Genomic DNA, 18,184 nt, shown 5'->3' on the forward strand with positions numbered 1-18,184 from the left:
CCAAATGAACCCTCTGAGACTACCCCTCAGCGGGTGGGCCGAAGCTCTCGGTGACGGTCATGGTGGCGGGCCAGACGATCCTGGTCTTGTGGGTGTTGTCGCGCAACACCCACAGCACTTCCCGGGCAATCGTTCGGCCGAGTTCTTTCAGATCGATCTCGAAAGCCGTCACAGGGGGGTTCAGGAAACGAAGCAGCTTGCTCCGGCGGAGTGTTGCAACCGAAAGGTCCTTTCCCGGCGAGAGGCCGGCTTCCTGCAGGGCTGAGTAAACGCCAAACGCCATCGGTTCGTAGTTGAGAAGCAGCGCGGTCGCACGATTTGGCATGCCAAGGATCTGGTGGGTTACCTGATTGCCACCGGACTCGCTGACTTCACATTCGAAAATCAGAGCAGGGTCAAAGTGCAGTCCGGTTTCGCCAATGGCTCTTTCATAAGTTTCGCGCAGCAGGCTGGCAATGTTGGACCGGGTAGGGGGCACCGTGATCGCGATACGCTTGTGACCGAGTTCGACCAGCTTGCGGATGGTCTGTTCGACATAACCTTCGAAATCGAGATCGATCCAGGGATGCTGATCCTCCAGCCGCGATCGGCCGAGAGTGAGAAACGGGAGTCTTGACTTGAGCAGGAACTCGATCCGGGGATCGTTCTTCATGGTGGCCGTGACGACAATGGCGTCCGCTGTGCCACGTGCGATCACACGTTTCAGAAACTCGGTCGGATCGTTCTTGGAATGGCAAGGCAGGATGATGAGGTCGTAGCCCTCGTCATCGAGTTCCGCCTGCATGGCGTCGATGACGCGCATGAAGAAGTTGTCGCCGCTCCTCAGTTCCGATTGTCCGGTTTCGAGCATGAAGGCAATGGTTTGAGTTGTTCCGCGGCGCAGAGAACGCCCTGAAGCGTTTGCGCTGTAACCCAGTTCGACGGCAGCGTTCAGCACACGCTCTCGGGTCTTGGCATTTACGTCCGGTTTGTCGTTCAGCGCTCGCGAAACGGTTCCGATTGAGATTCCAAGATGTTGCGCGAGGTCTTTTATGTTCAAGGACAAGGCTCCTGAAACGGTTCCGAAAACGTTTACGAAAACTTCTTGACACAAACTCCCATCGTAATCTAGCGTCGTAAACGTTTACGGAGCACGGAAAGACGAAAGGTCACAACCGTGCCCGATGGGAGGAAATCACATGCAGACCGCCGTCATGGTGGGGTGCGGAGCTATGTCCGAGGGCTGGCTGCGTGCACTTCAGGATATCAATTCATCCGGAAAGCGCGTCGAAATCGTCGGCTTCGTGGACCTGGACAAGGATCTGGCACAAAAACGCGCCCAGACTTCTGGCTTCAGCAACGCCGAGGCGGGAAGCGATCTGACAGCACTGCTGTCAAGGCTGAAGCCCGACCTTCTGTTCGACATCGTTGTCCCGTCCGCCCGCAACGAGGTGGTGATACAGGGCTTTGCGGCAGGCTGCGATGTGCTTTCCGAAAAGCCGATGGCCAACTCGCTTGACGAGGCGAAGGCGCTGCTTAAGGCGAGCCGGGATCAGGGCAGGCTGCATGCCGTCATTCAGAACCGCCGGTTTCTGCCTGGAATCCGGCGGGCAAAACAATTTCTGGACGAGGGGGGAATAGGGCGGATTGCGGAGGTCCATTGCGATTTCTTCATCGCGCCGCATTTCGGCGGGTTCCGGGAGGAAATGGATCACGTGCTGCTGCACGACATGGCGATCCATACATTCGATGCTGCCCGTTTCGTTGCCGGCCTGGAGCCGCACCGTGTCTTTTGTCACGAAAGCAATCCAACCCATTCCTGGTATCGCCATGGGGCCAGTGCCGCCGCGATATTCGACTGCCATGACAATGTAACCATGACGTATCGCGGGTCGTGGTGCGCCGAAGGTGCGCGTACTGACTGGGAGGCGTCGTGGCGGATCATAGGATCCCGCGGAACGCTTCTGTGGAACGGCAACGAAGGCTTCAGGGCCGAAGTCGTGAAATCGTCCGAGGGCTTTCTCTATCCGTTGGAAGAGGTCCAGGTGCCAGACCTGCCTGCCTCGCTGGAAACGACGGGCCATGCCGGCGTGATTGCCGACTTCCTGGATGCGCGCGAGACCGGCAGGCCTGCCCTCACGGATTCAGCCGACAACATCCGCTCCCTCGCCATGACATTCGCCGCAATCCGGAGCGCTGAGGAAGAGCGCTTCGTCGAGATAGATATCTGACCCAAGGACCTTTATTCATGAGCAATCCTGCAAAATCCATCCGCATCGGCACGATGATTTCCGCTTCAGGCGGAGAAGCGGCGAAGCGGATCGATGAAATCGCCGATCTCGGGTTCGAAAGTTTCGAACCCTTCTTCTGGCAGACGACCAACGGGCAGGATCTGGCCGAGCTAGGCAAACGCTGCGTGGAGGCGATCGGCGACAGGGACATCACCATCTCGACCCTGGGTATGTTCGGCAATCCGCTGGAAGATCAGCCGCTGGATCGCGACACCCTTCAGGGCTGGAAGGACTGCATCGATAACGCCCATCACTTCGGCGCCACTTGCGTCGCTGGCTTCACCGGCAGGGTCCGCGGCAAGCCTCTGGAAGACAGCCTGCCGAAATACAAGGAAGTCTGGTCAGAGCTGGCAAAACGCGCAGCCGACAAGGGCGTCAGGATCGCTTTCGAGAATTGCGCCATGGACGGCAACTGGCAGAGCGGCGACTGGAACATCGCGCATAATCCGGATGCCTGGGAACTGATGTTCAACGAAACGCCGGACGACAATCTCGGCCTGGAATGGGAGCCATGCCACCAGCTTGTCTATCTGATCGATCCGCTGCCGCAGATCCGCAAATGGGCCGACAAGATCTTTCACGTGCACGGCAAGGATGCCACCGTCCGCCATGATGTCATCCGCGAACACGGCATCTTCGGAAAACATCCGTTCGTCTTCATGCGCACGCCCGGTTTCGGCGACAGCAACTGGACGGACATCATCAGTGAGCTTCGTCTTGCAGGGTATTCAGGCTCCATCGACATCGAGGGCTGGCACGACCCGGTCTACCGCGACGAGCTGGAAATGACCGGGCAGGTGCATGCACTCAACCATCTGAAAACCTGCCGGGGCGGAGCCTTCATACCAGGCACCGGCAAATACGAAGGCGGCGATCCCTCACTCACCTAGGGCAACGCCGTCCGTCATTCATGTCGCATACAGGGAGGAGACCCAACATGGACTTGAAATCAATAGCATTGGCAACATCCGGGTTGATCGCGCTGGCTTCAACCGCCGCCGCCGATCCGGTCGAGCTGGATCTGTGGACCATCGACGATCCAGGTGAATATCACTACGTCATGGCCGACGAATTCATGGCGCAGCATCCCGACATCAAGATCAACGTGCGTACCGTGCAGTTCGAGGACATGGTCAACGACCTTGCACGCGGCGTGGCCACGGGCGATGCCCCCGACATCACCTACATCGACAACCCGGAAGTGGCGCTGTTTGCCTCCCGAGGCCTGTTGCTTGATCTGAAACCCTATATCGAGCAGTCCGATATCGTGAATGCCGAAGACATCTTCCCTGGCCCGCTGTCGTCGGTCAGCTACGAGGGGGGCATCTACGGTATTCCCCGCGGTGCGAACACCATCGCGCTCTACTACAATGCCGACATGTATCGCGCGGCCGGGCTTGATCCCGACACTCCACCACGCACCTGGGACGAGCTCTATGAAGCTGCCAAGGTGCTCACCAAGCCGGAAGACAATGTCTACGGCCTGGCTTTTTCCGCGGTAGCGACCGAAGAAGGCACTTTCCAGTTCCTGCCCTGGCTTCAGATGACCGGTGGGAATTACGACAATGTCGACACGGAGGGTGCCGCACGGGCGTTGTCGCTCTGGAAGAAAATCCTTGATGAAGGACTTGCCTCGCCGGACACGCTGATCCGGGGGCAGTGGGACAGCACCGGCACCTTCAATGCCGGCACAGCCGCCATGTCGATTTCTGGCCCCTGGGAATTACCCCGGATGAGCTCGGAAGCCAAGTTCGATTTCAGGGCTGCGCTGCTGCCCGTTCCGCAAGAGGGGGCGGATCGCGCCTCGGCGCTCGGCGAGGGGGACAACGTCATCCTGGCCAGCACCGACAATCCGGACGAAGCCTTCCTGTTCCTGGAATTCCTTTATGAAAACATGGACAGGGTCTGGAACGATTTCGGCTATCTGCCGGCTTCCAAGGTCGAGGTGAAGGATCCGAAGTATCCCGAAATCTATGCGGTCTTCGAAGAATCGATGAAATATGCCCGTAACCGCGGACCTCATCCGCAATGGCCGCGCATCAGCAAGGCAATCCAGACCGCGATTCAGTCGACACTGACCGGTCAGGCAACGCCCGAAGATGCCCTCGCCGCCGCGCAGACCAGCATCGACAAGATACTCAAGTAGGTCTGTTCAGGCGGGGTTCTGCGATGTTCGCCCTGCCTTGGGGTGTGTGCTCGCGGGCCGTCCTTACGGGCGGGAGCGCACACCCTTTTTCATCCGCCATTGAGGAGGAGACGGATGCTCACCTTTACCAAACCGTTCCGGGACGGGGCCGGCTTCGACACAGTTCTCGTGACGCTGGCGCTCGGCTACCTGGTTCTGTTTTCAGGATTTCCACTCGTTTACAACCTCGTCATGTCGTTTCAGGAAGTGGACCTGTTTTCGCTGGCGTCGTTCGACAGGCCGTACGTTGGCCTCGACAATTACACCGACGTTCTGTCCCGGCCCGAAACCTGGGGCATTTTCCTCAATACGGTGAAGTTCGTCGGCATCTCCGTTGCCGCGCAATTGTCCATCGGGTTTGCCCTGGCGATGTTCTTTCAGCAGAACTTCCCGGGCAGCACCTGGCTGCGGGGCCTGTTCCTTGCGGGCTGGATCATGCCGGCGCTTGTTGTCGGCGCGGTCTGGAGCTGGATTCTTGCAGGCGACTTCGGTGTTCTCAACCATGTCCTGATGTCTCTCGGCCTGACCAGTGAGCGCATTTTCTGGCTGTCGGACCCGAATGTCTCTCTCTATTCGGTCATTCTTGCCAACATCTGGCTGGGTGTGCCGTTCAACATGATCCTGCTGTCTGTCGGTCTGGCGGGAATTCCGGAAGACATCTATGAAGCGGCCGAAATGGACGGCGCGAATGCTGTCCAGCGGTTCTTCACCATCACCCTGCCGATGATGCGCGCCCAGCTCGGAGCGGTGATCTCACTGGGTGTCATCTTCACGCTTCAGCAGTTCGACCTGTTTGCAGCCCTGACGCAGGGCGGCCCGTCGAACGCTTCCAACGTCTTCCAGTACTGGAGCTGGCAACTGTCGTTTCAGTATTACGAAATCGGGGTCGGATCGGTGATTTCGGTTCTGATGATCCTGTTCGTGATCCTCGTTGCTGCGGTCTACGTGCGGTCAACGCGCCATGAACATATAGCCTGAGGCGCCGAGCGATGATGAAAAAATATGGTTTGACGACAATCGCGCTCTGTCTCGTGAGCCTCTATCTCTTCCCGCTCTACTGGATGTACGTCACGGCCCTGAAAAGCGGCACGGAAATCTTCGCCAATCCGCCAACCTTCTGGCCGGATAATCCGCAATGGATGGTTGGTGAAGTCTGGACGCGCCTGAAGATGGACGTCTATCTCTGGAACTCGCTTCTGATCGCTTCGGGCGTGACCATAATCGTCGCTATCTGCGGCACGGGCTGTGCCTATGTGCTTGCGCGCATCCGCAACCGCTGGATGGACGTGGTGCTCTTCATTGTTCTGATGATGCAGGTTCTGCCATCCTCCCTGATGATCACGCCGATATTCGTCGCCTTCAACCAGGTTGGCCTCAACGAGGTGCCCAGGACATCGGTGATACTGGCACAGGCGGCAAAGGTTCTGCCGCTCTATATCGTGCTGTGCCGGGCAACCTTTCTGCAGGTGCCAAGAGAACTGGAAGAAGCCGCGCTCGTCGATGGCAACTCGCGCATCGGTGCCTTCCTGTCCATCATCGTGCCGCTTGCAAGAAACGGCATTCTCGTGACGTCGGTGCTCATCTTCCTGCAGTCCTTCGGGGAATACGTCTATTCGCGCTCCCTGATCACGCAGCGGGCGCTGCAGCCGGCAACGGTCGGTCTGCAATCCTTCATGGGGCCCAACACGTCCGACTGGTCCGGTGTGATGACCTATTCCGCGATCTACGTGACGCCGGTTCTCATCATTTTTGTGCTGCTGCAACGCCAGATCGTCAGCGGCCTGACATCCGGAGCCCTCAAATGAGCTATCAGATCGAACTGGAAAATCTCCAGAAATACTACGGCGCCTACCACGCGCTCCGCGATGTCTGCCTGCAGATCCCGAAGGGACAATTCGTTGCTCTTGTGGGCCCGTCCGGATGTGGCAAATCCACATTGCTGCGCACGATTGCCGGGCTGGAGAAAATCACCAGTGGCACGATGCGGATCGCGGGCAATCCGGTCAACGACAAGGCCCCCCGGGAACGCGACCTGGCAATGGTGTTTCAATCCTATGCCCTCTATCCGCATATGACCGTGCGCCAGAATCTGACCTATTCCATGCGGCTCCGCCGGCGCCCGAAGTCCGAAATTGACAAGGCGGTCGACGAAATTGCCCGCGTGACCGGGCTGGGCGAGCTACTCGACAGGTATCCGCGGCAGCTCTCCGGCGGCCAGCGTCAGCGCGTTGCCATGGGTCGTGCCATCATCCGGGACCCAAAGGCCTTCCTGTTCGACGAACCGCTATCCAATCTGGATGCGGCGCTCAGGGTGCACATGCGCTCCGAAATCCGCCAACTGCACAACCGCCTCGGGGCAACGTCCGTCTATGTGACCCATGACCAGATCGAAGCCATGACAATGGCCGATCAGGTTGTGGTTATGCGCAGCGGGGTGATCGAACAGAAGGGCGCGCCTCTCGACCTGTACGACAGGCCGGTCAACAAGTTTGTCGCGGGCTTCATCGGTTCTCCAGCAATGAATTTCGTCGATGGCGTCGTATCGGGAGGCGGCACGAGTATCGCGCTGGACCTGCCCGGCAAGCCGGAAATCGCCTTTGAAGGACATGAGCAGGCCGCAGGCCGAAAGGTAACAGTCGGACTGCGCCCGGAGCATCTCGTGGTGGGGGAGGGGGAGGCAGGCAACCGAATGTCGCTTCCGGTTTCGCTCATCGAGCGGACGGGTGCGGTTTCCTACGTGCTCACCGATACGACCCCGGGCCTGCTGATTGCCGCACCCTTGCGTATTGAGGACGGTGTGGGCTCGGTTTCCGTTGCCATCAAGCCGGAGCATGTTCATCTGTTTGACCAGGAGACCGGCAACGCTCTTTTGCATGTCTGAGAGCTGACAGACCGATCCGATTGAACGATATCACCGGACCTGCTGGGCATGAAAATCGTCCATCGTCCGCGGTGCGCCACACCTGGCGGAAGGAGATGATCACCTCGGTCCCTGTTTTCGAAGACGCCTCTCAGAAATGTCTTGAACCCAATGGGGTACTCCGCAGCGGCCTATTCAAGATGGCATCCCGGGTGCGCAAGATCCTATTTCCGCGGTGGACGTTCCATGAAGCAGTGAATGTCTGAGTGCCCGACGTCCAAAAACCCAAACCGGCGGTAGAGCGACCCGACCGGGTTCCAGATCAGATATTCCAACCTCACTGGAAGGGACAGGCTGTCGGCAAGCTGTAAACAGTGTTGAAGGATCCTGGATCCCGTGCCCTGTCGCTGAAATTCCGGAAACAGGTAAAACTCCCCGAACCGGACGTGATCGGAAAAGGCCTGAAACGATACCGTTCCAAGACGCAGTTCTGCTTTCTTCACCTCAAAGAACGGTTTTTCCTGGTAGCGGCGCATATGCACATCGCGCTGGAACTCCTCATCCCATCCCCACTTCTGGGTGATGTGAGGGCCCAATGCGGCACGTTTTGCTTTAAAGGCAAAATCGATATCGCCGGAAATGGCCTTCAGCCTGGGAAAGGTCAGGTCGGGTTGAAGTCTCGGAATATCCATTTTCGAACCTGAACATGAAAGACGGTCGTAATGAAGTCTGAATAGCCCCGCGTTTTCTAGACGCCTTCAGAGTTCATTTCCTGCTGCCGTTCGAACTCGACGGGTGACAGCATTCCGTTTCTGACGTGTTTGCGCTTTTGACCTGCTCCCCTGATTGTCCGCGTTCATAAGTTAGCCCTGTTCACGGTGTGATCTTTGTTGGACTGGGATGCAAATTCATGGGGTGTAAGCCCGTCGAGGCTCGTATGTGGTCGGTTCACATTGTAGTCGATCCTCCAGTTTTCAATGATGTCCCGGGCGTGTCGGTAACTGCGGAACAGATGTTCGTTGAGGCATTCATCCCTTAGCCGGCCGTTGAAGCTCTCGACAAAACCATTTTGCATCGGTTTTCCCGGTGCGATGTAGTGCCATTCGACGCTGCGGTCCTGCTGCCATTTGAGCATGGCGTTTGAGGTGAGTTCCGTACCGTTGTCGCTGACCACCATCAAGGGATAGCGGCCACGGCGCTCCGCGATCATGTCCAGCTCCCGTGCGACCCGGGCTCCGGAGATCGAGTTGTCGACCACCGTTGCCAGACATTCGCGGCTGAAGTCATCAATGACACACAGGATACGGAACCTGCGTCCGTCAATCAGGGCATCAGAGACGAAGTCGAGAGACCCACTGCCCGGCAGGGCATTGCCTTGCAATGCCCGAGAGGAGGCGTTGATTGGCGGCTTGCCGCACAGCCATCGGCGCTCGCGTTCCCAGGGCTCGTTTCCGACCGCCGCGCTTGCGCACTGTGAGACGCTCTTCCCGGTAGATCCGGTAGACCTTCTTCCAGTTGACCTCGATGCCTTCACGCTTCAGCAGGATGTGCAGCCGACGATAGCCAAAGCGCCGTCTCTCCGAAGCCAATTCCTTCAGCCTCTGACGCAACCCGGCATCATCGGATCTCGTCGACCGATAGCGGTAAACACGCGGTTCGATGCCAACCAGCCCACAGGCGCGGCGTTGCGAATAGCCCTTGGTCTTGATTGCCCAGCTCACGGCTGTCCTCCTTGAGCCAGGCGTCAGTAGTTTTTTCCGAGCATCTCGCGGAGCGTCGACACATCCATCATCGACTCCGCGAGCAGCTTCTTCAGTTTTGCGTTCTCTTCTTCAAGGGCCTTCAGCCGGTTGGCATCGGACACCTCCATGCCACCGTACTTCGAGCGCCACTTGTAAAAGGTTGCATCGCTGACACCGTATTTGCGGCAAAGCTCGGCGGCCGCAATGCCCGCCTGATGTTCTTTCAAAATGCCAATGATCTGTTCTTCGGAGAACCTGGATCGCTTCATCGTCTGCTTCCTTCAATTGGGAACAGACTAACCTCAAAACGCGGAATTTTCAGGGGAGCAGGTCCGAGTGAACACGGCGGCGAGCAAGGTTGAATTGCCTATTGCCATCACGGAACAAGGATCTGATGCCTTGAACGAAACGAAAGTTCTTCAGTCTTCGCTCGCGCTTGCGGAAGAATTAGAAGGCTCAATCAAGTTTCATCTCGAAGCGCAGCTATAATCAATTTCCTAAATTTGCGGTCTTCGCCATGAAGAGATGGTGAAATAGGGTTTGATCTCACTTGCAAATAAAGAAGGTAAATTAGAAGTGTTTGCTTAATCTGACCCACCAGGCAGCCAGAAATCGACCTTTCAATATGCCTAAGGGAACCGCCCTCCGCCTGAAATTGTCTAAGTTGGTTTTTGTCATTTGATCCAGAGCGTCGTTCGAATTCATTCCCAGCATCAAGTCTCCACCGATCGTTGCAGGAACGCCACTGAAGACATGATAGATCGTCCAGGAGCCATCTGCTTCGATCCGTTTTCCATACGCACTATGCATTGAGTCTTGTCTGGGGGCACCGCCCTCATCGTCCCAGACTGCATGCGCCCGAACCATGAAATCAAAGGGATCCGGCAAGCGGTTTCGCACCAGTTTCGGGCTTGCGGCGGGAGGTGCACCGTCAGGTACCGGCCAGCAACTGCCATATGGTGCGACACCAGGCACTGTGATGAGCGTTTCTTCATCCTGAGAGGCTTTTTGATATCTCCGCAGAACGAATTTACGGGGAACAGGATGGGAGCCTCGCCTTTGTGAACGGGTGCGTCGGTTGTTGATTTCGTTCCGCATTTTATCGTTCTTTCAAATGGCGCCACCCTCAGGAGGGATCGTATCCGTTCAAAAACAAGCACGCGGCAGCCGTGCACATGACTGGTGAATCTGGCACTGTCCGCCTTGCAAACTCAAATCGTAGGATTTGGATGCTTGGCTGAAACCGGGTTTATGCCAGCGTATTAACGCCTTGGTTTGGGTCAGCCTCTGCAGATGCAGATAACACTGTGATTGCGGTTTAACGGTGACTGATAGATGTACTGGTGTGCGAATGTTCAGAACCTGTTTTAGCCAGCGAATTGCAGTTCTCGTTTGTCAGGGTTTTGGGTATCGTTGGGTCTTGTGCAGCAGCCAGTATTGAGTTGCGATCAGTTCACCCATGTCCGAACTGGGGACGTACCGCAGGACTTGCCCGCAATGCTTGCCGGCGTGCTCGCGGACAGTACGAATCTCGGCCCGAAGCGCATGGCGGGAGCTTCGAAAGGGAGCAGCGCGCACCAGATCGGCTGGATGCGTACTTTCCATGCCCGCTCCGAAACCTATCGCGCCGCTCAGGCCTGCGTGGCGGACGCACATACGCTTCATCCGCACTCACGACTCTGGGGCGGCGGAACGACCGCGTCTTCCGACGGACAGTTCTACCGGGCCAGCGACCGGGCCGCAAAGCCCAGTGACATCAATCTGCACTATGGAAGTGAACCGGGCACGAAATTCTACAGCGGCCTCTCCGATCAGTACGGCTACTTCAGCATCCTGCCGATCAGCCCGACAGAGAGCGAAGCGGTTTATGTGCTGGACAGGCTATTTGACCATGACACGATCCTCGACATCGAGGAACTCTTCACCGATACCTGCGGTGCCAGCGATCAGGTTTTCGGGCTGTTCCCATTCGTCGGAAAGCGCTTCGCTCCCCGGCTGCGCAACATCAAGGACCGGAAATTCCACACCTTCGGAAAATTTGAAGCCTATCCGGCCCTGGCCAAACATATTGGCACTTCGATCAACACCACGCTCATTCTGGAGAATTGGGACGACCTCCTACGCCTGGGCGAATCGGTCACGACGCGCACCCTTGCGCCGTCCACCATCCTCAAAATGTTTGCCACTTCGTCGAAAGCAAATGACTTGACCAAGGCGCTCCACGAGATCGGCCGCATCGAGCGGACCCTGTTCATGATCGAATGGTATTCAAGCCCTTCGCTGCGCCGACGGTGTCAGGCCGATCTCAACAAGGGTGAGGCCGCCCATAAGCTCAAGCGTGCCGTCTTCTTCCACGAACGCGGTGAAATCCGTGACCGCTCCTATGACAGCCAAGCATTCCGCGCCTCCGGGCTGAATTTGGTCGTTAGCGCCATCGTGCACTGGAACACCGTCTATCTCAGCCGGGCAGTAGCTCACCTCCGCAAGCAGGGCCGGAGTATTCCCAACGACGTATTGAAGCAAATCTCGCCGCTCAGTTGGGAGCATATCAATCTGACCGGCATCTATTCCTGGGACACGGAACAACACATTCTGAATGGCTTCAGGTCGTTGCGGTCTGCTGGAAAAATCCTGCGGGCTGCATGATGTTCACAACCTGTTCGCCCTTAGCGTGACTGCGAGAGCAAATCCTGTTCTGCCCCCTACTTGTAAATTTTTTCGAACATAGGTTTCAATCTGCTTGTTCGGATGAAGCAAAACACTGCCGCCAGAATTAGGAATAAACAACACAGAGAAGTCGTCAAAGAAGGAATTGGCGTCACTCTCAATTTTTAGTTTACTTTTTAACATTGCTCGCGTTTACGGCGTGCTCTACACTCAACATTTCCACGAAATTCATGTCGGCGTCATCAATCTCAAAAAATACTTCGCACGAAACTCTTATTCTAAACACTTATTACAAATTCAAATAATAAGTTTTTTTATATTCTTTTCATTAAAAATTTTTTACAACCTATTACTTTTATATCAACCTGTGGTTTCTTGTCTTTCTCTACGTTATTGTGTAGACTAAATTTATTATTTAATTGATATTGGCGGTCGATGGGTCCGTGCATTCATTGCAGCAAAGAGATCTGGTCGGATGTCTTTCAACATCCGGCCAGATTGACATAGATCCGCATTTTCACCCGAGCATTCTGGCAGACCGGTGCCTACTCCGTCCCGCATCATTGTAATAGCTGGAGGCCTGGGCGAGCGACCGATGGCGGGACTGCTGCATGGCATCCTGGATCGGAATATCGCGATTGGCGGCTTCGGTCAGAAACCCGGAGCGCAGACCGTGGGCGGAAAATTCCGCAGGATCGAGCCCGGCCAAAGCACAGCGGCTCTTTAATATGGCGTTGACCGATTGAGGCGTGAGACCCCGCGCCTTGACGTTGCCCCAGCGGTCGATCGCCCGGAAGACGGCCCCTTCCACGATAGGTGCGGCCTCCAGCCAGGTCCTCAGCGCCTCGACCGGCCGCCCGATCAGCAGCACCGCGTTGTCATCGGAAGCGTCTTCTGTCTTGGTGCGGCCAAGCTGCAGGCTGGCGGCGGGCAGCAGAAGACTGCCGGGGTCGATTGGATCCGCGGGCAGGGGATCTTCCCAGACAATCTGGCTGAGGCGCAAACCGGCGAGTTCGGAGCGCCGCCGCCCCCCGGAAGCGAACCCTATGAGGAGCAGCGCCTTGTCACGGAGATCGACGAGAGAAGGTGCGGCATAGTCCGTGCCATTGCATGTCGCCAGAAGCTGCTCCAGCAGATCCGCGGTCACGGCCCGCCGGCTTTTTCTGGCCCTGGGCCGGCTGGAAACGCGGTTGGCAAGGCGCATGGCCGAGCGCACGTCGGGCGCGGAAAACGCGCCCTGAAGCCCGCGCCAGCGATGCAAGGTCGACCAGGAGGCAAGCCGTCTCTGGACTGTTGTGACCGCGTGAGGGGCTCGGTGCGCGCCGCCCCCCTTTGCCTTTCTGAGAAGCTTCAGATCCTCCAGAGCAAGGGCGACGTCTTCGGGGATACCATGGGCGGGATCGGTTTTTCGACGCTCCGGATCCCACAGGTGGTGGGCAATAAACTTCAGGATCAGCGGCACGGGCGCCGGCCAGGGCAGGGGCTCTCCCGTCGCCGCCAGGCACCAGCCTTCCAGATAGGAACAATCGGAGGTCAGCGCTCTCAGGGAATTTTCGCCAATGCCTTCCTGTGCCAGGTGGCGCAGGGTGGCGATGTCCTCTTCACTGAGCAAAGCCACCAGCTGATCCGTGCGCTCCGGACCGGCAAGGGCCGGCAGGATGGCGGCAAGCGAATCCAGCGCTTCCGTCTTGCGCGCCGCGCTTTCGTCGAGGGACGCGGAAGGGGAGGGAGGGGGAATATCGGGCATGGGCTGTCAACTTCTCAAGGGCAGAACCGTGAGCCTTCATTCTGGCATGAGACTGCGCAAAAGTCTAATCATCGATAAGAGATACTTATCACTGTTTATAAGCTTAAGTTGACAGATATCCATGTGATGATACTTTTTTGCTTGTTGATTATCGTTAATGAAATATTATCTCTCGATGTCAATGGGTTACACTCTCCGCAAGTCATTGACATCACTGGACTGGCCGATATTGGCCGACCCGCTTGACCGCGCCAGTCGCGCGCTGACGCGGGCGGACGAACGGCTGGTTCGCACGCCGCACCTGGAGGACGGCGTGCGCAGCCGCTCTCACCTGTTCGACACTTGCGCCTCCATGGCTCTCGACGGTGACCTCGTGCACCTGGAAGATCTGGTCCTGCATGATGCCGGGACAGACAAGCGCGCCCCGACCCATGAACTGACCCGGGCCGCCAGTCTACTGGCGCTGCGCCGCAGGAGTGACCGGCTGGCCCCTGAAGCACTTCTAAGCCGCAACGGTCTTCTGGCACTGATTGGACGGCAGCCGGATGAAGCCGAACCTGGGTGGATGACGGACAGAACAGCGGGGGAGGGGAGGAGCCTTTCCCAATCGAACTTGAGCCGTCAGGACATTGCCGAAACCGAAGTAACCCTTCTTGCCGAAATCGACGTTGTTCTGGAACGATCCAGACACTTGGCTGAAGGGACGCTGCCGCCTCTCGGGGCTTCGATGCCCCGAACTGCAGTCACTCGTCATGGACACGACCCAGAGGCATCTGACAGGGCGGATCGGCTCGACGACTGGCTGAGTGTCCTGAACGAGGCAGCCGCACTGAATCTGCCCCCTGTTCTGACGGCGGCCATAGTACTGGATGCCTGGCACATGCTTCAGCCGCTGGACAGCTGGCCGGAACTCGGCCGTCTGTTGTCGGCCATCTACCTGAAAACCCGGGTGACGACGTGTCATCTGCCGAACCTGTCTTCAGGCCTGCGGAAATCACCCTTCCGCTGGCGCCGCAAGGACCCGTTCCAGACACGCATCGCCGGCTTCTTGTCCGGTTTTGAAAGGGCCGCCCAGGAAACCATGGATCAGATGGACCGGTTGTCCATCGCCCAGGAGCAGCTGGAACGCCATTGCCGGGGGCGCCGAAGCCATTCCAGATTGCCGGAGTTTGCGCAGATGTTCCTGTCCCGGCCGCTGGTGACCATACCCATGGCCCGTCAGGACCTCGGCGTCACCGCTGCCGCTGTCGACCGCATGATCCGTCAGCTCGGCCCGGCATTGCCGCGCGAGCTCACCGGCCGCGACCGATACAGGGCCTGGGGTATTTTGTAATGCCGGAGTGGGCTGTCCGAAGCGGATCCGATGCGACGAGGATCAAGCACCACGTCATGGCATCAGGCCGGGCGATACCCGCGTCTTTGTTTTTGAAAAGCCAGTTTCTGCTGATGGGCCAGAGCCGATGAAGCATCCGTAAAAAGATCCAGGCGGGTCCGCCCCCAGGTGCCCACACGTCCCCATGACCGGCGCACGGCGAATCCGCCGAACAAGGTGGGTTCGACCGACAGGTGGTAGAACCGGTTCATGTTCCGGACGGGGTCCACGCGCTTGAGCAGAAGGAGATCGTCACCGGGGTCCATGACCGCAGTGTCGAAGATCCCCGAACCAAGGTCCAATGAATGATTGGAATCGAATCGCGGCGAAGGTTTCAAATAAGTGATGGGTGGCGGGGAGGGAACTCTATCTACCGAAACCCGACTGTCAGCAAGGCGTCCCCAAAATCGACATTCTGTCGAACGTGAGCAGGTCCTAAAAGCAGACTCTTGTTGCAACTGCAGCAAATGTGAGGATGGAGAGCAGCTGGCTCACGCTCTGCATTGTACGAGTGGCCAGAATGAATCATTTTTGATCGACCAATTGACCGTTGCCGATTAAGGGAATTGACTATTCTTCGGTTGCATCGGACGGATCTCAGTTCCGATACAATGAGTCATACAACAACGAAAAACGTTGAAGCCCCTCGGCGTAAACGGTCTCGCTCTCATGTTTCGGCTCATAGGTTTCCAGTGTTCGCACCATAGACCCGACGCCTTGGTCGATAGACTGGAACAGCCCGGCACCAAAAGCTGCGAGAATGGCAGATCCAAGGAGACCGGCCTCGTCCTCTTTCAGCCGTTTGACCGGGCGGCCGTAAATGTCAGCCTGGATTTGGGACCAAAGCGGAGATTTGGCCCCGCCACCGGTAAGCCGGATTTCGGTGAGTTCGCGCCCAATCGTCTCAAATTTCTTCAGGATAAGCGCGTTCTGATAGGCAACGCCTTCCATAATCGCCCGAGACATGGCTCCAATACCGTGTCCCTGGGTCAGGCCGTGATAGGTTCCTGTGGCCGAACCGTTCCATTGCGGCGCGCTCGCGCCCGCCAGATAGGGAAGAAACAGAAGGCCGCCTGTTCCGGGATCCACCTTCGCCGCCATATCGTTAAATAGTCGATATTCGACTTCTCCACCCTGGGCTGCATCCTGCACCAGATTGCGCAGCCATTTCAAAGCCGCGCCCGCGGTGTTTTGCAAGCCCTCGCAGATATATTTGCCGGGATAGGCATGGATTTCCGCGGGAATGTCACCGTTTGCGTCGAATGGCGGCTCATCAAAGGAGCAAATGACGACACCCGCTGTCCCCAGCGTGACCGACCCGATGCCCGATTGCGTCACACCCGCGCCAATACCGGCGCATTGCTGATCGCCGCCGCCTGCAATAAGTAGGGTGCCGGGCGCAAGGCGGCTCTGTTGCAAATTTTTGTCCGTGGTGTGAGAAGCAGCTTTTGCAGAGCAGGTTGTTGATTTCATGAATGCATTCAAGGGCCGTCATTTCACAGGCGAAGTCGTGTTGTGGGTTGTTCGCTGGTATTGCCGGTATGGGGTCAGTTACCGGGATCTTGAGCAGATAATGGCCGAGCGCGGTGTGTGGGTCGATCATGCCACGATCTACCGGTGGGTGCAGACCTATGCGCCTGAAATGGAAAAACGGTTGCGCTGGCAATGGCGCCGACCGACTTCGGGCAGTTGGCGGGTCGATGAAACCTACATCAAGGTTCGCGGGAAATGGACCCATCTTTACCAGGCCGTGGACAAGTTCGGTAACACAATCGATTTCTATCTCTCGTTCACCCGGAACACCAAGGCGGCGAAGCGGTTCCTGGGCAAAGCCTTAAGAGGCCTGAAAGACTGGGAAAAGCCCCATACGATCAACACCGACAAGGCCCCTACTTATGGTGCTGCCATTTCCGAGCTGAAGACGGAAGGCAAATGCGCCAAAGAAACCGAACATCGCCAGGTCAATTATCTCAACAAGATCGTCGAGGCCGATCACAGCAAGCTGAAACAGCTGATCCAGCCGGTACGCGGTTTCGAGACCATGAAGTCTGCCTATGCGACTATCAAAGGATTTGAAGTGATGCGTGCTCTGCGCAAGGGGCAAGCCGGCATCTTCAACTTCACAAATGACATTCTCGGCAAGGCTCGCATTGTCGAACGAGCGTTCGGCATCGGTCCCTGTGCTCTGGCTGAAGCGATGACCATGCTCGAAAACCATCTTCAAGATGCTGAAGCTTGAACTGGATTGCCGGAATAGGCCGAAATCTGTCGGGACGCAAAGTTTGCAACAGAGCCCATCGATGATGCTTTTGCCGTGGAATTATTCGGGACGAACAATCGGCTGAAGTCTGCTGTCGGCCCAAAGCGGAAGCCTTAAAAAATTACCCGAGTGAAGTTTCATTGCGGCAAAGATCAATGAATGCCCGCAAAGGCGTCGATGTGAACCGGCTTGGATAATAGAGGCGTGGCCCCTCTTCTTCGGCCCACCAGTCTGGCAAAACCGGAACGAGAGTTCCGGCGCGGAGGTCATCTTCAAGCCAGTTGCGGAACGTGCCGATAATGCCCAGTCCGGCTTGGGCGTAGCTCAAGCCCGTGTTCAATGCGTTCACGCTTAGAATGAGTCGTGTCAAAGGCTTAACGTTTGCGGTTTCATCTCCGTTTTGCAACTTCCAGGGAATAAGCGGTCCGCCGTTCAGGCCGTATCGGATCGCATAATGATCCGTCAGTTGATGTGGGGTTTCAGGGAGGCCGTACTTCTCGATGTAGGAGGGTGCCGCCGCAAGCGCTATCTCCTGCACGCGAGGACCGATTGGAACGGAAATCATATCCTTCTCGACGGACGCGCCGTAGCGGATGCCCGCGTCGCATCCTGCCTCAATGATGTCGACGAGACTGTTCTCCATAACGATTTCGACCTCCACGGTCGGATGTCTCCGCTGGTATTCCACGATAAGGGGCGGCAGGATGTCCGGCATGACCGCTCCTGGAACGTTCAGTTTCAAGCGCCCTTTTACGAAGTCTGCCGAGTGCAGCGTTTCCAAACAAGCCGCATCCATCTCATGCATCAGAGGCTGTATGCGACTGGCCAGGGCCTGGCCTTGTTCCGTTGCCCTGACGCTTCGAGTGGTTCGCAGCAGAAGAGGCACACCGAGTTGCTTCTCGATCCGCGAGACCGTCGTGCTGACTTTTGATGGCGCAAGCCCCAGCCGTTTGGCCGCAGCCCGGAAACCTCCTTCGTTCAGCACTGTCAGAAACACCTGCAGGTCGTTCGGAGGCACATTGTTCTTCATAGAGAACAGACTATTCGAGATTTGGCGGATTATCAATAAAATGGACTGCAA

Annotated in this window: 15 protein-coding genes and 2 pseudogenes; 10 read left to right on the forward strand and 7 right to left on the reverse strand. The window is 57.1% G+C overall.

The annotated features are described in order from the left end of the window. Nucleotides 1-19 precede the first annotated feature (19 nt). Nucleotides 20-1,039: a LacI family DNA-binding transcriptional regulator gene (locus tag SIAM614_RS25935; RefSeq protein ID WP_050789498.1), complete on the reverse strand. Its 1,020-nt coding sequence runs from the start codon at nucleotides 1,037-1,039 to the stop codon at nucleotides 20-22. A gap of 139 nt (nucleotides 1,040-1,178) precedes the next feature. Here SIAM614_RS25935 and SIAM614_RS25940 point away from each other — a divergent pair, with 139 nt between their 5' ends. The 6 genes from SIAM614_RS25940 to SIAM614_RS25965 all read left to right on the forward strand — a co-directional run bounded on the left by SIAM614_RS25940 (nucleotide 1,179) and on the right by SIAM614_RS25965 (nucleotide 7,336). Next, entirely contained in the window at nucleotides 1,179-2,210 is a 1,032-nt protein-coding gene (locus SIAM614_RS25940) for a Gfo/Idh/MocA family protein (protein ID WP_040441165.1), read from the forward strand. Between the two features lie 17 nt (nucleotides 2,211-2,227). After that, nucleotides 2,228-3,160, forward strand: coding sequence for a sugar phosphate isomerase/epimerase family protein (locus SIAM614_RS25945; protein ID WP_006939159.1), 933 nt, complete (start codon nucleotides 2,228-2,230; stop codon nucleotides 3,158-3,160). Nucleotides 3,161-3,207: 47 nt separating this feature from the next. Then, a complete protein-coding gene (locus SIAM614_RS25950; protein WP_040441166.1) occupies nucleotides 3,208-4,416 on the forward strand; it encodes an ABC transporter substrate-binding protein in 1,209 nt (402 codons plus the stop codon). A 114-nt stretch (nucleotides 4,417-4,530) separates the two neighbouring features. Further along, nucleotides 4,531-5,433: a carbohydrate ABC transporter permease gene (locus SIAM614_RS25955; RefSeq protein WP_006939161.1), complete on the forward strand. Its 903-nt coding sequence runs from the start codon at nucleotides 4,531-4,533 to the stop codon at nucleotides 5,431-5,433. Between the two features lie 11 nt (nucleotides 5,434-5,444). After that, nucleotides 5,445-6,260 carry a carbohydrate ABC transporter permease gene (locus tag SIAM614_RS25960; RefSeq protein WP_006939162.1) on the forward strand — a complete coding sequence of 272 codons (816 nt, stop codon included), beginning with the start codon at nucleotides 5,445-5,447 and terminating at the stop codon, nucleotides 6,258-6,260. Continuing rightward, entirely contained in the window at nucleotides 6,257-7,336 is a 1,080-nt protein-coding gene (locus SIAM614_RS25965; protein ID WP_006939163.1) for an ABC transporter ATP-binding protein, read from the forward strand. The genes SIAM614_RS25960 and SIAM614_RS25965 overlap by 4 nt, the downstream gene beginning before the upstream one ends. A gap of 203 nt (nucleotides 7,337-7,539) precedes the next feature. Here the strand turns inward: SIAM614_RS25965 and SIAM614_RS25970 are convergent, their stop codons facing one another. Beyond that, nucleotides 7,540-8,007 (reverse strand): GNAT family N-acetyltransferase, encoded by a 468-nt coding sequence (locus SIAM614_RS25970; RefSeq protein WP_006939164.1) that lies wholly within the window; start codon nucleotides 8,005-8,007, stop codon nucleotides 7,540-7,542. Between the two features lie 164 nt (nucleotides 8,008-8,171). Further along, nucleotides 8,172-9,326: pseudogene (locus SIAM614_RS25975) on the reverse strand (IS3 family transposase). 67 nt (nucleotides 9,327-9,393) lie between these two features. Here SIAM614_RS25975 and SIAM614_RS32235 point away from each other — a divergent pair. After that, the gene (locus SIAM614_RS32235) at nucleotides 9,394-9,546 is read left to right on the forward strand and encodes a hypothetical protein (RefSeq protein WP_006939168.1); all 153 of its coding nucleotides are present in this window, start codon (nucleotides 9,394-9,396) and stop codon (nucleotides 9,544-9,546) included. 957 nt (nucleotides 9,547-10,503) lie between these two features. Further along, nucleotides 10,504-11,703 (forward strand): annotated as a pseudogene (locus SIAM614_RS25990) (transposase); the annotation flags it as partial. A gap of 538 nt (nucleotides 11,704-12,241) precedes the next feature. On the opposite strand, the gene SIAM614_RS25995 reads toward SIAM614_RS25990, so the two are convergent. Then, nucleotides 12,242-13,471, reverse strand: coding sequence for a site-specific integrase (locus tag SIAM614_RS25995; protein WP_006939171.1), 1,230 nt, complete (start codon nucleotides 13,469-13,471; stop codon nucleotides 12,242-12,244). 229 nt (nucleotides 13,472-13,700) lie between these two features. On the opposite strand from SIAM614_RS25995, the gene SIAM614_RS26000 reads away from it, so the two are divergent. After that, nucleotides 13,701-14,804, forward strand: coding sequence for an RHE_PE00001 family protein (locus SIAM614_RS26000; RefSeq protein WP_208984102.1), 1,104 nt, complete (start codon nucleotides 13,701-13,703; stop codon nucleotides 14,802-14,804). Nucleotides 14,805-14,866: 62 nt separating this feature from the next. Here SIAM614_RS26000 and SIAM614_RS26005 read toward each other — a convergent pair whose 3' ends face one another. Continuing rightward, nucleotides 14,867-15,109: a WGR domain-containing protein gene (locus SIAM614_RS26005; RefSeq protein WP_040441186.1), complete on the reverse strand. Its 243-nt coding sequence runs from the start codon at nucleotides 15,107-15,109 to the stop codon at nucleotides 14,867-14,869. 331 nt (nucleotides 15,110-15,440) lie between these two features. Then, nucleotides 15,441-16,316, reverse strand: a complete 876-nt coding sequence (locus SIAM614_RS26010; protein WP_006939174.1) for an FGGY-family carbohydrate kinase — start codon at nucleotides 16,314-16,316, stop codon at nucleotides 15,441-15,443. Between SIAM614_RS26010 and SIAM614_RS26015 the strand changes: the two genes are divergently transcribed. After that, complete coding sequence (locus tag SIAM614_RS26015) at nucleotides 16,315-17,082, forward strand: IS6-like element ISStag1 family transposase (RefSeq protein ID WP_006939175.1); 768 nt, start codon at nucleotides 16,315-16,317, stop codon at nucleotides 17,080-17,082. The two genes, SIAM614_RS26010 and SIAM614_RS26015, sit on opposite strands and share 2 nt — an antisense overlap. A 142-nt stretch (nucleotides 17,083-17,224) precedes the next feature. Here the strand turns inward: SIAM614_RS26015 and SIAM614_RS26020 are convergent, their stop codons facing one another. Next, nucleotides 17,225-18,133, reverse strand: a complete 909-nt coding sequence (locus SIAM614_RS26020) for a LysR family transcriptional regulator (RefSeq protein ID WP_006939176.1) — start codon at nucleotides 18,131-18,133, stop codon at nucleotides 17,225-17,227. Nucleotides 18,134-18,184: the final 51 nt, after the last annotated feature.

It is taken from the genome of Roseibium aggregatum IAM 12614 (assembly GCF_000168975.1).
GTDB lineage: Bacteria > Pseudomonadota > Alphaproteobacteria > Rhizobiales > Stappiaceae > Roseibium > Roseibium aggregatum.

Excerpts from the sequence above, each read along its gene's own strand:
- SIAM614_RS25940 (WP_040441165.1), top strand. The coding sequence starts at position 1,179 with ATGCAGACCGCCGTCATGGTGGGGTGCGGAGCTATGTCCGAGGGCTGG.
- SIAM614_RS25945 (WP_006939159.1), top strand. The coding sequence starts at position 2,228 with ATGAGCAATCCTGCAAAATCCATCCGCATCGGCACGATGATTTCCGCT.
- SIAM614_RS25950 (WP_040441166.1), top strand. The coding sequence starts at position 3,208 with ATGGACTTGAAATCAATAGCATTGGCAACATCCGGGTTGATCGCGCTG.
- SIAM614_RS25955 (WP_006939161.1), top strand. The coding sequence starts at position 4,531 with ATGCTCACCTTTACCAAACCGTTCCGGGACGGGGCCGGCTTCGACACA.
- SIAM614_RS25960 (WP_006939162.1), top strand. The coding sequence starts at position 5,445 with ATGATGAAAAAATATGGTTTGACGACAATCGCGCTCTGTCTCGTGAGC.
- SIAM614_RS25965 (WP_006939163.1), top strand. The coding sequence starts at position 6,257 with ATGAGCTATCAGATCGAACTGGAAAATCTCCAGAAATACTACGGCGCC.
- SIAM614_RS25970 (WP_006939164.1), bottom strand. The coding sequence starts at position 8,007 with ATGGATATTCCGAGACTTCAACCCGACCTGACCTTTCCCAGGCTGAAG.
- SIAM614_RS25995 (WP_006939171.1), bottom strand. The coding sequence starts at position 13,471 with ATGCCCGATATTCCCCCTCCCTCCCCTTCCGCGTCCCTCGACGAAAGC.
- SIAM614_RS26005 (WP_040441186.1), bottom strand. The coding sequence starts at position 15,109 with ATGGACCCCGGTGACGATCTCCTTCTGCTCAAGCGCGTGGACCCCGTC.
- SIAM614_RS26015 (WP_006939175.1), top strand. The coding sequence starts at position 16,315 with ATGAATGCATTCAAGGGCCGTCATTTCACAGGCGAAGTCGTGTTGTGG.
- SIAM614_RS26010 (WP_006939174.1), bottom strand. The coding sequence starts at position 16,316 with ATGAAATCAACAACCTGCTCTGCAAAAGCTGCTTCTCACACCACGGAC.
- SIAM614_RS26020 (WP_006939176.1), bottom strand. The coding sequence starts at position 18,133 with ATGAAGAACAATGTGCCTCCGAACGACCTGCAGGTGTTTCTGACAGTG.